The organism is Paenarthrobacter sp. RAF54_2, from assembly GCF_052113945.1.
Classification (GTDB): Bacteria; Actinomycetota; Actinomycetes; order Actinomycetales; family Micrococcaceae; genus Arthrobacter.
This window is the reverse complement of the sequence record NZ_JBFRDV010000013.1, coordinates 1-13,723: the sequence shown is the minus strand read 5'-3', so window position 1 is coordinate 13,723 and position 13,723 is coordinate 1. Positions and strand designations below refer to the sequence as shown.

10 protein-coding genes are annotated in these 13,723 nt (G+C 61.5%); 5 read left to right on the top strand and 5 right to left on the bottom strand.

Annotated elements, in window-relative coordinates:
* The first annotated feature begins 51 nt into the window (after positions 1-51).
* Entirely contained in the window at positions 52-1,062 is a 1,011-nt protein-coding gene (gene denD / locus AB4Y87_RS14080; RefSeq protein WP_442004949.1) for a D-erythronate dehydrogenase, read from the top strand.
* Here denD and AB4Y87_RS14075 read toward each other — a convergent pair.
* Complete coding sequence (locus AB4Y87_RS14075) at positions 1,059-1,310, bottom strand: hypothetical protein (protein ID WP_442004948.1); 252 nt, start codon at positions 1,308-1,310, stop codon at positions 1,059-1,061. The genes denD and AB4Y87_RS14075 overlap by 4 nt on opposite strands.
* Before the next feature lie 455 nt (positions 1,311-1,765).
* Here AB4Y87_RS14075 and AB4Y87_RS14070 point away from each other — a divergent pair, with 455 nt between their 5' ends.
* Both AB4Y87_RS14070 and AB4Y87_RS14065 read left to right on the top strand, forming a co-directional pair.
* Positions 1,766-3,244, top strand: a complete 1,479-nt coding sequence (locus AB4Y87_RS14070) for a four-carbon acid sugar kinase family protein (protein ID WP_442004947.1) — start codon at positions 1,766-1,768, stop codon at positions 3,242-3,244.
* 202 nt (positions 3,245-3,446) lie between these two features.
* A complete protein-coding gene (locus AB4Y87_RS14065; RefSeq protein ID WP_442004946.1) occupies positions 3,447-4,931 on the top strand; it encodes an MFS transporter in 1,485 nt (494 codons plus the stop codon).
* A 634-nt stretch (positions 4,932-5,565) separates the two neighbouring features.
* Here the strand turns inward: AB4Y87_RS14065 and AB4Y87_RS14060 are convergent.
* From AB4Y87_RS14060 to AB4Y87_RS14050, 3 genes are all read right to left on the bottom strand, one after another.
* Positions 5,566-7,065 (bottom strand): aldehyde dehydrogenase family protein, encoded by a 1,500-nt coding sequence (locus AB4Y87_RS14060; protein WP_442004945.1) that lies wholly within the window; start codon positions 7,063-7,065, stop codon positions 5,566-5,568.
* 30 nt (positions 7,066-7,095) lie between these two features.
* Positions 7,096-8,124, bottom strand: coding sequence for a zinc-dependent alcohol dehydrogenase family protein (locus AB4Y87_RS14055; protein ID WP_442004944.1), 1,029 nt, complete (start codon positions 8,122-8,124; stop codon positions 7,096-7,098).
* 293 nt (positions 8,125-8,417) lie between these two features.
* Positions 8,418-9,821: an MFS transporter gene (locus AB4Y87_RS14050; RefSeq protein WP_442004943.1), complete on the bottom strand. Its 1,404-nt coding sequence runs from the start codon at positions 9,819-9,821 to the stop codon at positions 8,418-8,420.
* A gap of 899 nt (positions 9,822-10,720) precedes the next feature.
* On the opposite strand from AB4Y87_RS14050, the gene AB4Y87_RS14045 reads away from it, so the two are divergent.
* Positions 10,721-12,130 carry an MFS transporter gene (locus AB4Y87_RS14045; protein ID WP_442004942.1) on the top strand — a complete coding sequence of 470 codons (1,410 nt, stop codon included), beginning with the start codon at positions 10,721-10,723 and terminating at the stop codon, positions 12,128-12,130.
* Here the strand turns inward: AB4Y87_RS14045 and AB4Y87_RS14040 are convergent.
* Positions 12,127-12,315, bottom strand: a complete 189-nt coding sequence (locus AB4Y87_RS14040; protein ID WP_442004941.1) for a hypothetical protein — start codon at positions 12,313-12,315, stop codon at positions 12,127-12,129. The two genes, AB4Y87_RS14045 and AB4Y87_RS14040, sit on opposite strands and share 4 nt — an antisense overlap.
* A gap of 806 nt (positions 12,316-13,121) precedes the next feature.
* Here AB4Y87_RS14040 and AB4Y87_RS14035 point away from each other — a divergent pair.
* On the top strand, positions 13,122-13,723 hold a 602-nt coding region (locus tag AB4Y87_RS14035; protein ID WP_442004940.1), incomplete at its 3' end, for a GntR family transcriptional regulator.

The window sequence follows — 13,723 nt, the reverse complement described above, 5'->3', positions numbered from 1 at the left end:
AGATCCCCACCGACATGTTCAATTGACTCGCCATCGTCACCAAAGGAAGACATGACCACCACAAACGCTCGCATCGTTATAACTGGGGCCGCAGGCTTTCTCGGTACTGCCCTCGCCAAAGAACTCCTCGCAGCCGAGTCGGTGGACATCGACGGGGAAATGCACACCCTTGACTCGCTGGTCCTCGTTGACCTGTTTCCACCGATGGCCGACATCGTAAAAGACCCGCGGGCGGAGGTCTTTACGGGAGATCTTGATGCAGCGGCCGCCGCGCTAGGCGAAGCAGATGTCATCTTTCACCTCGCCGGTGTAGTCAGCAGCGCCGCAGAGAGTGATTTCGACCTGGGAATGTCAACGAACCTCGACGCGCTCCGCAACCTTTTGGAAGCCGGGCGCGCGATGGCCAACCCGCCGGTGGTGGTGTTCACAAGCTCACTCGCTGTGTACGGGGCCGACCCTCACCTCGGCCCGATCGGCGTCGTTGATGATGACACGCTGCCGCGTCCTCAGTCCAGCTATGGCGTTCAGAAGTTCATCGGCGAGCAGCTTGTCGCCGACTATACCCGGAAGGGATTCGTCCGCGGCCGGAGTGTGCGACTCATGACCGTAGCCGTCCGCCCCGGGAAACCCAACGCGGCAGCGTCAAGCTTCATCTCGGGCATGATCCGTGAACCGCTCAATGGTGAGAGCTCGACATGCCCCGTGCCTCCCGACCTTCCCATCGCAGTGTCCTCGCCCCGCAAAACACTCGAAGGCATACTGACAGCTGCGGCAAAACCGTCCAAGGAGTGGGGCAGCACAACAGCAATGAACCTTCCCTCCCTTACAACGACACCGCGCGCCATGGTGGATGCCCTCACGCGGCTCGCGGGCCCGGAAGCCGGTGCCCTCGTTCGCTGGGACGAGGATCCGGCAATTATGGCAATCGTCGGAAGTTGGCCATCTGCGTTCGAGACGCGGCGCGCGCGAAGCCTCGGTCTGGAACCAGAGAACTCTTTCGACGAAATCGTGCTTGAATACATGGCGACCCTCCAAAAGGACGCCGTGACTGCTGGAAGTTAGGGAACGTGGCCCCACGCTAGCGGGGAGTGGACGAAGCAGAAGACTGCCTTGGCCTTCGTCAAAGATAAAGGCCGGAAGACCCTGACGACTTTCGCCGCAGTGGTGGTCCTGTTGTATCGGCGCGATGTGCCAGCAGTGTGTGCACCTGGAGGAAAGTCCTCCAGGTGCAGCCGGTCAAGCCAACGGTGCTGGCCGGAATAGTAGGCGTCAAGGTAGGTGTCGCCGGCAAACCACTGCCTGGGATCCATTACCGCGGGGTCTTAGGCTGCCTTCAAGTACTCATGGTTCTATGCATCCACAACGCCGGGGAATACGGCCTCTAGGGTGAAGAGATGCTGAACGCAATTTCCCTCTCACCTTACTTGCTCAACGCGCCACCCAACTGATCTACCTCACCACGGATCTACACCTTGGCGGAGACCTCAACCCGGGATTCCTTGCGATCTCGCGGTCGTGACTTCAGTAGCCATCGAACCGACTGAATTGCTCCGCGTGGTGCTGCACACTTTCTAGACCCAACACCGCCTACGAACGGGCAATACGAACACCACCCGTGGCGCCCGTTGGCGTCCAGAAGCCTGTACCTAACCGAATTCGATCGAAGGCTCTGACCTATGGCAGCTTTTGCTGAAGGCCATGTTCTTCCGGAATGCAGAAGCATCCTGCAAATATGCAATCAACACCTTCACACAATGGAGTGCAAGTGATCCTCGAAGCAGATGTACTAGCCGCCTTTCCGGCTGAACTGCCCATTTCGGCCGAGGCCGTGGCCGACGCTGTTAAAGCCTCCTCGGAAACAAGCCCCCGCGTGCTGGTGGTGCTCGACGACGACCCAACCGGTACACAGTCGGTGGCCGATCTCCCCGTCCTCACCCGGTGGGACGTCGAGGACTTCGTTTGGGCTTTTGGCCAGTCCAAGCCGGCCGTCTATGTCCTGACCAACACCCGCAGCCTGGACCCCGCCGAAGCTGCCGTTCGCAATGAGGAAGTGGTCCGCAACGCCCTCGCCGCTGCCGGCTCCCCGGGCACGCTCCGGCTGGGGTTTGTCAGCCGCAGCGACTCCACCCTCCGCGGCCACTACCCCTTGGAACCCGACGTCATCGCCGCCACCGTCGCGAAGGTCAGTGGCGAGGGCACCGACGGCGTGGTCCTGGTCCCGGCATTTCCCGACGCCGGCCGCGTCACCGTCGGCGGCGTCCACTACACGCGCGGCACCGGGGAATCCGCCGGGACACTGACCCCGGTCTCCGAGACGGAGTTCGCCAAGGACGCAACCTTCGGCTTCGCCACATCCGTTATGGCCGACTACGTGGAGGAAAAGTCACACGGGCGCTTCGCAGCGGACTCCGTCATCGTCCTGGACCTCAACATCATCCGGGCCGGCGCCACAGTGCAGGACCCCGCAATTTCCAAAAAGGCCATCGCCGACGCCATCGAAGGCGCCGCCGACTCCACTCCGATCGTGGCCGACATCGTTACGGAAAACGATCTCCGCGCTCTGTCCCTGGGGCTAGAAGAAGCAGAACGCCGCGGCAAGAAACTCCTGTACCGGGTAGGCCCTCCATTCTGCCGCGCCCGGATCGGCCAGGAAATCCGGACCGAGCTCACCGGAGCCTACGCAAGCAACATCCCGTCCAAGGCCGGCGGCCTCATCGTGGTCGGCTCGCACGTGGGAGTCACCACCCGCCAGCTCAAGGCCCTGACCGAACAGCACAGCGCCGCGCGCATCATCGAGATCGACGTCGAAAAGCTCCTGGCCGGCGAAGCAGAAGCCGCGTCCCACCTGGACCGGACCGTGGACAAGGTCGTCGAAGCCCTCCACGGAGGCGACGTCATCGTCCACACCAGCCGCCTGCTAATCAAGACAGACTCCCCCGCCGAAAGCCTGCGGATCGCCCGCACGGTCTCCGCCGCCGTCGTCGCCGTGGTCAACCGCACGCTCAAGACCTTCCCGCCCCGGTTCGTCATCGCCAAGGGCGGCATCACCTCCTCGGACGTCGCCGCGCACGGCCTCGAGATCCGCCACGCCATTGTCCGCGGCCCCATGCTTCCCGGCATCGTCAGCCTCTGGGAACCGGTGGACGGCCCCGCCAAGGGCATCCCCTACATCGTGTTCGCCGGAAACGTGGGTGACGACCAGTCACTCGCCGACGTCACCCGCAAGCTCAGCAACACCTTCTAATCCGGGAAAGTGATGGGGAGGACGAGCTGCAGCCACTGCGCTCTTCTTCATGACATACCGGGTGCAGATGGACCGGTCGAAGAACCCAGTTCAGACCAGATGACGACGTCGCAGAGCAGTAGCAGTGCGACTCTTCTATGTGCACATCCCCACCACCACCGATGAGAGTAGCCCTCGCGCTCTACCAGCTGAAAGGAAGCACATGTCCGTGACCCAACAGGCAGTAGGATTTCGGTCCGAACGAGGGCCGATTCTCATCGCCCTGATGATGGCCACGGGGCTCGTAGCTATTGACTCCACCATCGTGGCCACGGCCGTCCCGTCCATCGTCAGTGATTTGGGCGGATTCGCATCGTTCCCCTGGCTGTTCTCGGCCTATCTGCTTGCCCAGGCAGTCTCGGTGCCCATCTACGGCAAGCTGTCAGACATGGTAGGTCGCAAGCCGATCATTATGGCGGGAATCGGACTGTTCCTGCTGGGTTCCGTCCTTTGTGGCACTGCGTGGAGCATGCCCACCCTGATCACTTTCCGGGCCCTGCAAGGACTCGGCGCCGGTGCGGTGCTGCCAGTGTCGATGACCATCGCCGGCGACATATACTCACTGCAGGAGCGAGCCAAAGTCCAGGGCTACCTGGCCAGCGTGTGGGCGGTCTCCTCAGTGGTGGGGCCAACCCTTGGCGGTATCTTCTCCTCTCTAGGGATCTGGCGCGGTATTTTCTTGGTCAACATTCCCCTGTGCCTGTTGGCAGGGTGGATGCTGCTCCGGACCCTCCATGAGAATGTGGAGCGCATCAAGCACCGCGTGGACTACGTGGGCGCGGCCCTGCTGGCGGTATCACTGAGCTTGCTGATTCTTGGTCTCCTCCAGGGCGGTCAGGCGTGGCCATGGGTTTCACCCGTGAGCATCAGCGTCCTCAGCGTGGGGTTGTTGCTCCTGCTCATGTTTCTCCTGGTGGAGCGGCGTGCAGCCGAGCCTGTCCTGCCGTCGTGGGTGGTGTCCCGCCCGCTTCTTAGGACTACAGCACTGGTTTCCGTTGGCGTCGGAGCCGTCATGATCGGGCTGACCTCCTACGTGCCCACTTACCTGAAAGGCGCCTTGTCCACGTCGCCCCTGATAGCCGGCCTGGCACTCGCTGCTCTCACCGTCGGGTGGCCGATCAGCGCCTCGCAGGCCGGCCGGTTCTACCTGCGTATCGGATTCAAGGCAACGGCACTGATCGGTATTTCCGTCACCGTTGCTGGCCTCCTGGTGCTGGCCCTCACCGCGGCTGCTCCAAACGTGGCGTTGATCGCCCTCAGCTGCTTCGTCGTCGGACTCGGACTGGGGCTGGTGGCCACCCCCACCCTCATCGCTGCCCAGTCCAGCGTCCCCTGGAATGAGCGCGGCGTCGTGACCAGTGCAAACATGTTCGCTCGGTCCATCGGCAGTGCCCTCGGCGTGGCTGTATTCGGCGCCATAGCCAACTCGGTTTACGCAAACACGTCGTCAGGGGCGGATGACCCGCCTTCCATCGTGGCCGCTTCAGGCGCCGCGTTTTATGCGGCACTGGCAGCAGGCATCCTCGCAGTGGCGGCAGTGCTGGCAATGCCGCCACTTAAGCCGGCCAAGGCGGGCCAGGACCACCCGCAGCTAAACCCCAGCGGCTTGGAAGACAGCCACAGCAACGCTGATACCTGTGGCCGTTGACGTCTGAACCTGCCGATCAATCCAGGCCACCACGCCGGCGCTGTTCCCCGCCACGCTCAGAGGAAACAGGACATGGGCATGGTTGGGCATCTCACCGCTGGTCCCAATGTCTGACTATGGCTGCCGCCTGGTCATTCTCCGCAAAGCAGACACCCGCCAGACCGAGCCCGGTCAGGAATCCTAAAACCACAGCCGGGCGAAGCAATACAGAATGGATCGCCATCGGTTCAGCCCCCGCCGTCCTATGTCCAGTCGTAGTCTCCGGCCCTCGGAAAGGGCACCTGCCGGCCAGACTCGACTTCGTTAGGTTCGGAGGTGGTAGCGCTTCAATGCAGTTGGCGTAGGGGTGCCGGAACGTCACGGTTGCGAACAGGAGGTTCCAGCGGCAGCACACGGGAAGCCTGGGTGGGCCCGCTATGCGGAACTTCGACCAACCCCGACTATGCCGGTCCTCATTTCGAAAGGCCACCCCTGGGCCTCGGTTGCGCTCAGCGGGCGCCCCTGCAACGGTGTCACGAAGCAGAGTGCACGCTGGCGCAAGAGTGTACCGGCTTGCGGAACGTGCTCGGGGAATACCTAGGAAACGAGGTGATGCATCATTCTTCCTGCTCCACGGGCACTCGAGCCCCGCAGGTCATAGTTGCACGTAGACGCTTTTGGTGTAGAGGTAGTTGTCCATGTGGGCGGTAGTTCCCTTGGATCCGTAGCCGCTGAGTTTGGTGCCGCTGAACCCGACGAGTGGATCGATGTAGCCGTAGCAGTTGACCCACATTGTGCCTGTATGAACGCCGTGGACCACGCGGAGAGCAGTGGAGAGGTTTTCGGACCAGACTGCTCCTCCGAGGCCGTACTCGCTGTCGTTGGCGATGGCGATCGCTTCGTCCACGTCATCGAAGGGCATGATTGACAGGACGGGGCCGAAGATCTCTTCGCGGGCGATCCGCATCTTGTTGGTCACGCCCCCGAAGACGCTTGGCTGCATGAAGTAGCCGTTTTCAAAGTCGCCTCCGAGCCGTTGGCCGCCCATGAGAAGTTCGGCCCCTTCGTTTCGGCCGATATCGATGTAGGAGAGCACACTGTCCAGCTGGTTCTCCGAAATGACCGGCCCCATCGTGGCGTTGTCATCCAGGCTGTTCCCGACCCGGAGGGTTTCCATGAACTCCAACAGCCGCCTGGTGAATTCCTCGACGATGGGCCGCTGGACCAGGACCCGGGTGCCCGCGAAGCAGATCTGGCCGGAGTTGGCGAACACACCCATCGCCGCCCCTGGCACAGCCTTATCCAGGTCAGCGTCCGAGCAAATGATGTCCGCCGATTTACCGCCCAGTTCAAGCTGCAGCTTCTTGATGTTCACGGTCGAGGCCTCGATGATGCGGCGGCCGGTCTCAGTCGATCCGGTGAAAGCGATGCGGTCCACGTCAGGGTGGGCTGCCAGGGCGTGTCCGGCTGAGCTGCCGGAGCCGGTGACAACATTGATGACTCCGGCCGGTGTTCCGGCTTCGAGGAGGATCTCGGCAACACGCAGCACCGACAGAGATGCCTCGGAAGCCGGCTTCAGCACGGCGGTGCACCCGCTGGCCAGGACAGCTCCGATAATCCAGAACTGGCTGTTCAGTGGACCGTTCCACGGGATGATGCCGCCGATGACCCCGACCGGGGCCTTCAGTGTCATCGTGGTGACATTGCCGGGGATACCGTTCATCAGCGTCTCGCCGCTGATGCTGGTCGCTTGCGAGGTGAAGAACGAGAGCATCTTCATCAGGGCGGGTTTGGTGTTACGCAACCTCGACAGTGGCGCGCCCATGTCCATGGCCTCGATCTGGATCAGTTCCTCGAATTTTTCGTCAAGGACTTGGGCGATGCGTGTGAGCAAGGCCTGGCGCTCGTAGGGTGTCCAGGTGCTCCACGGGCCGTTGAACGCTTTGCGTGCGGCCAGGACGGCCCGGTCGACGTCGGACGCACCGCCGGCGGCGAACCGGGCCAGGACCTCACCGGTTGACGGGTTGGTTGTGGTCAGTGTTTCTCCGGATGCGGCCGCGAACCTCTGGCCGTCGATGAGGAGATGATGCACGTCGCGGGACAAGAAGCTTTGGGCTTGCTCGTTCGGGGCGACGTCCGGCTGGGTTGTGGTCATGACTTTCCTTCCAATGACCGTTGACTTCCGTCAGTTGAAGATGAAAACGCCTTTGCCGATCTTGCGTTGATCGAACAACTCATAGGCCTTCTCGGCCTCTTCAAGTCGGAACTCGTTCGTGAACAGGGACTCGACGTCCAGGCCGCGTTCGGCGACGAACAGGGCACATTCCTCCTGCTGGTTCTTGCTGAAAGTCAGTGAGCCTACGACGGTCTTGCGCAGTTGAATGAGTTCCTGGCTGTCCAGTTCGATCGGGCCGAACACTCCGACCATGCACGCGGTTCCCCACGGCCGGACCGCCTGGACGGCCTGGCGGCGGACGCTGGCGTTGGCGCTGCATTCGATGGACTTGTCTGCGCCGGCGCCGTTGCGGGTCAGTTCACGAATAGCGGTCACGGGGTCTTGCTCAGCGGAACTGATGACGTCGTCGGCACCGAATTTTTTGGCCATTTCCAGCCGGGAGGGTTCGACGTCAACCGCAATGACCCGAGCCCCGAATGCCTTGGCGAGCATGGTGGCACTGAGCCCAACGGGCCCCTGACCGAAGACGGCGACGGTTTCATCAGCGGACAGTTCAACCCTCTTGATCGCTCCGAAGGCCGTCCCGGTACCACACGAGATGGCTGCACCGGTCTTAAACGACAGTGAATCGGGCAGCTTGATGAGTGCATGCGCCGGGACCTTCATGAAATCCGCGTGTCCGCCGTGGCCGTCCAGGCCGCCAAAGACTGTGCGGGCGTTCGGACAGTACTGGGTGAATCCGGAACGGCAAAACTGGCAGGTACGGCACCCGTCGTAATGATGGACCATGACCCGGTCTCCAACCTTGGCCTCGGTAGGCCGCACGGCCTCACCAACGAGCTCGACCACGCCACACGGTTCGTGCCCTTCGATTACTAACTCCGCTCCGGAGCGCGCCGGCCCGTGCAGGTGATGAAGGTCGCTCCCGCACATGCCCGAGGCCTTCATACGGATCACTACTTCATCCGGCCCCGGTACCGGATCGGCGTAGTCACGGATTTCGAGCTTATTCTCACCCAGGAAAACAACGGCTTTCATTTTTAACGCTTTCGATGATCAGAACATGGACAGCGCCGACGGCGCCGCGTGTGTGACCAGGCAACGGAATTGCTGCCCCTAAGCGCCCGGGCACCGGCCAAATGAGCCGGCAGTCGTTCCCGCTTGCGGAGCTGAAGGAGTACGGGCCTTCTCTGGACCGGCTGGGACGTCCCCGGGCTACCTTTCCAGCCCGGTACACGGCCCATGCCCGGTCGGCCCGGTGTTCAGCGTGCGGGCCGCAGGGCCCGCACGCCGGATGAACCGATAACAATGGATCGAGGACGGGATCCCGACTATCGCTGTGGATTATGCGGGACTGCGTCCGCCGTCGGGGCATCAGCGGTGTCACCGTTCGGGGCGATCTGCGCCAACGCCTCAGCGGACGTATCCACACGGGCAGCGGCGACGACAAGGGTCACGAGAATGTACATGCCCGAGAGGGTCAGGATCACCCCGATGATGCCAAGGCTGTTGAACAGCCACAGGACGACGAAGGGGGATGAGATGACGCAGATGCGACCGACTGTCTGGGCGAAGCCGCCACCACGGAAACGGAAGGCGGTGGGGAAGAACTCCGGCACGGTTCCCAGAGCCAGGGTCAGGAACGACGAGACCATGCAGGTCATGATGAAGCCGATGGCGATGATCAGCGCAGGCTCCCTCATGAACGGGTAGATGGCGGCAACGATTGCCGCGAGCGTTCCGTACGTCATGATGATGTTGCGCCGCCCGAGGCGGTCGGCGAGCAAGAGGATTACGATCGGTCCCAGGACGTAGCCGGACATGATGGCCGCGTTGAACCCCAGCGATGAAGACACGGTCATCCCCTGCTTCACGAAGAACGTCGGAATCCAACCGGTGACGGTATACGAACCGAACAGGCTGATGATGGTCAGAAGCAAAGCAACCAATGTCCGCCGGATGACAAGTCGCGAAAACAGCACCTTGAACGGCACCCACTCCGCCTTTTCGTTCTCGAGGTTGGCTATCTGTGGTGCGGCCGAGCTGACCTCCTGGCTCGAAAGGCCCGACTCCCTGGCGATCCTCTCGAAGACGGCTTCGGCGTCCTTGTGCCGTCCGCGCGACTCCAGCCACCTCGGTGACTCCGGCATACCCCGCCGCAGCCACCAGGTGATCAGTGCGCCCACGCCGCCCAGAATGAACATTGCACGCCAGGACCAGATAGGAATGACCAGCCAGCCGATGAGAGAGGACAACGAGACGCCGAGCCCAGCGAAGATTCCGAGCACGCCCAGGTACCGGCCGCGACGGCTGCGCGGGATGAACTCGGTGATCATGCCGTAGCAGATCACGTATTCAGCACCCATCCCGATGCTCATTAGGAATCGCAGACCGATGAGCACTTCCATGTTGGGTGCAAAGGCCGCAGCCACAGCCAAGACTCCGAAAAGCGCCAGGTTGAACTGGAAGGCGAAGCCTCGCCCCAACCGGTCGCTGAGCCATCCGGCAAAGGCCGCACCGATCGCGAGGCCGGCGTACGTGAACGACAGGAAGAGCGAGTTCAGCTCAAGAGTCGAGAAGCCGGTGGGCAGCATCGATGCGAGAACCGCGGATGAAAGCGTGTTGTCGAACGAGTCAAAGAACATGCCAAGGCCGACCAGCACCATCAGATGCCGGTGAAACTTGCCGATCGGCAGATTATCGAGCCGTACGCCCGCAGCAACGTGTGTGCTCATCAGCCCACACCACCCTGTCGCTGCATGGTGGCCGGCAGATTAGAGCAACTTGTGGGATTCAGACGACTGACGGGGAGTAAGGCCCGTTCCGGGATAATCCCCACTAAACGAGGGTGGTCTGCTGTGCCCGCAGCACAAGTTTCGCACGGGTTCGATCGACACTGTTCGGACATGCGTTTCACTACCTTTTGACTTGGTGTTCGGCCCACATTGGCGCGAACACATCGGTATGGGGAACTGCCCCTCCTCGGTGCGGGCGGAAGCCCTCGAGCGGGGAAAAACGCCGACTCTGCCGGACACAGCTGACAATAAATGCCTGCGGTCCGAGAGTGACGGCGCACACAATCCCTTGGAATATGTTTGAAGAATATCCTGCAATATGGGACTAGGTCAATAGCTCGTTTATTGGCGACATTGCCCGGGGCGGTTTCGAAGCACGCGCGGTAGCGAAATGGCCCCGCCGGCTTCTGGAACAGCGCCCCGCCCGTGCCCGTTCGCGTGAACTCGGCGGAATGCGATCCGACGCCGCCCCGCAATCTTGAGGCGAACTTGTCGCAGCCACGGCGTGAGCCTCCATCTGCTAAAGCCCAGGATGTCGGCAGCGGATGAGCACTGCAGATTCCACGAAGCACAGTACGATATCCTGTATTGTGAGACTTATTTTACGTGGCTTATCTGCGTTCCACCGCCGCTCCGGCAAAGTCCCGCGATAGAAGGGCACAGACCCAGATGGTGAAGGAAAAAATGATCATCGACTGGCACGATCGAGATGACCGCACCCACGGACAGCGCCGGCAGCCTGGCCAAGATGCTCCACATCCTCCAACTTTCCAGCGAAACGGCTCCCATCTGGTCCACCGCCGACATCATCGAAACCCTGGAAACCTCCAGGTGCGATCGTGACCGTCACCGACGCGCAAGACCGCCCCGTTCCGTTCCAAGTGAGCGGTGCCGTAGCTACTGCCAGTGTTCTCCAGCCGCTGAACTCGTCGATGATTGCGGTGGCGATCGTGGGCATTGCTGCACAGTTCGGATCGTCCTCCGGGATTTCCTGGGTGATCTCGGGTATGTACATCGCGACCGCCGTTACGGCCCCGATGGCCGGCAGGCTCGGTGCACTGTTCGGGGCACGCCGGGTGTATCTGGCTGGCCTCGCGCTTGTGGCAGTCGGCTCAGTCTCCGGGATGTTTGCACCCGACGTCGGATGGCTGGTCGGTGCCTACGTCGTGCTGGGAATGGGGATCTCGGCCCATATGCCTAACGCAATGACCATGGTCCGCAGCTACGCGGACCACTATCGATTACAGCCGCGTACCGCGATCATGACATTGGTGCTGTGTAGTCAGTCATTCGCGGCACTCGGCCCCACCTTGGGCGGGTTGCTGGTGGGAACATTCGGGTGGGAATCCATCTTATGGGTCAACCTGCCGCTAGTCGTCCTTAGCGCTGTCGCGGTCATGCGTGCCGACGTTGGCTTTGCCGGCGGTGAACCAAATTCGGGGCGGCAGCTGTTGTACACGCTCGACCTTCCGGGCATCGCGCTGTTCGTGCTGCTGGTTACGTCTACGATGCTGTTTCTGTTGTCTCTGGGCCATGATCCCGGCTGGTGGATGCTGCCGGTCTGGGCCGCGGTACTGGGATTGTTTGTGGCCCGGGAGCGACGGGCACCGGAGCCGTTTATCGATGTCCGGGCCCTGGCCCGCAACCATGCGCTCAGCGCGACGCTGTGCCGCACGCTTCTTACGTATACGACGTTCTACAGCATCTACTTTGGTATTCCGCAGTGGTTGCAGTACGTGAGAGGGATGACTGCCATCGAGGCGGGACTGACAATGCTTCCCGTGGCCCTCGTCGGCATGGTCTCCACAATGGCTGGCTCACGTACCTATCGGCTTTTCGGTGTCCGTCGCACCCTAGTCATCGGCACGTGCGGGCTGCTCGTCGGCGGCGTGCTGCTTGCAGTGGTCGAGCGATCCACCGCTCCGCTGGTGGTGCTGCTTCTCGTAGCCGCAGTTTTAGGCATCCCGAACGGCTTCAACAACATTGGCAACCAGAATCTTATTAACTCTGTCACGTCCGTGGCCGAGGTCGGCGCAGCCATCGGCATGTACCGCACGGTCCAGTTTATGGGCGCCAATCTCGCTATAGCCGCGCTCCAGTTGACTGCCGGCCCGATCATTAGCGATGACGGCCTCCACCGCACGGGCTGGTTTATCGCGGCTTCCGCTGCCGCTCTCCTCGCCGGAGTCCTGTGCTCACGGAGCATGGCTCCGCGTGCCCCTGCCGGCATCCCGGACCCGGAAGCCTAATAGGCGTCAAACCAGGGACCCTGCAATGCCCGAAGGGAGATTACATGCACCTCAAGCACATCGGCGAGTCCCGAGCAGAGCGTCCGGTCGTCAGGGTCGACCAAACCCAGTATCTCGATGGTTCGAACGACATCAACGACTTCGACAAATCCCTCTCCCCCGATAACGACCTCGACCGCCTCCAAAACCCCAGTCGACAGCGCGCTGATGAACGAACACCTTTCGCCCCGGGAACGCCTCGGAGCGCCGGTCCCCCGGCCCCACCACATCTCATGTATCAGCCTCAACTACCCTGATCACGCAGCCGAAGCCGCCAACCGGCCCCAATGAGCCGATCCTATTCGCCAGAGCACCCACCACGCTGGTGGGCCCCTACGACAACGTCCTGGGTCCCCCGCGCAGCACACTCATCCTCGTCGCTTGACAGAGGAACTAGAGACAGTCCCCTTGGATAGCTGTGAACGATCGACAGCGGCGCCGCAAGTTTGTAATTCGGCCAGAGCTCAATATCTTGTCGATGGCCCCACAGCCTGGCTCGGCGCTGTAGGTCCAACTTAGGTGTAGATCCCATGGTCGGGCTGGAGTCCGGAACAGCTGTAGTGTCCGGCCCTCGACTTAGGGGTTCTGTGTCGCCCGCTGAGTACCACACAGGCAGCCCACCAAGCGTCAGCAGCTGTTTGCCGCCAGGAACCGCGAGATGTCCATCCATTGTTCGGAATGGGGCACTTGGTGCAGAAGTCATCATGGAGGAGTTGCTGGCGGTGATCGGCAAAACACCGAAGTTGAAATACACCCCAGTCTGACGTAACCCAACACAATTGCTGCTTCTACAGCGTCACCCTCAGCAAGAACGTTCCTGACGGCAAATCCCAGGAACTCCGGTCAACGGTGCTCGAAAATGCGCAAAGAGAGACGCCCTTCGCAGATTGTTGACAGTTCACATTCAGTCGCGAGATAATTGGACTTACTACTTTGGCCTTAGAGGAGAGCAATGAGCGTTGACGATGTACTCGTGCTGGAGGAAAGGCCCACAGCGCAGCTAATCGCCGCTTATCTGCGGGATCAAATCGTTGAGGGAAACTTCCGCGCGGGGCAGCAGATCAATGAATCGGCGGTGGCTGCCAACCTCAGAACGTCGCGGGGACCCCTCCGGGAGGCCCTGCAAAGGCTATGCCAAGAAGGGCTCCTAGTCAGTCAACGCAACCGCGGGGTCTTCGTCCGCGAGCTCACGCCACAAGATGTCACAGAGGTTTACTTTGCGCGAGAAGCTATAGAGATGGCAGCCGCGAAATCACTGCTAGATGGCCCGGAGGAGCACCTCAAGAAGACCTGCCAGGTTCTCAACGGGATCATTAGGGACTTGGCGATGCAAGCCGCCAAGTCAGATTGGCAAGCCATCGCTCGCACGGATCTCGAATTCCACAAAGCCTTTGTTGCAGGAGCCGAGAATAGCCGCCTCAACAAGATCTACGAGACCCTAGCCGCTGAATCAATAATGTGCATCATGAACCTGGAAATCTCCCATCCCCGGGCGAAAGCCATAGTGCACCCTCATCAGAACATCGCGGACCTTTTGGAGGCCAAGGATAGGGA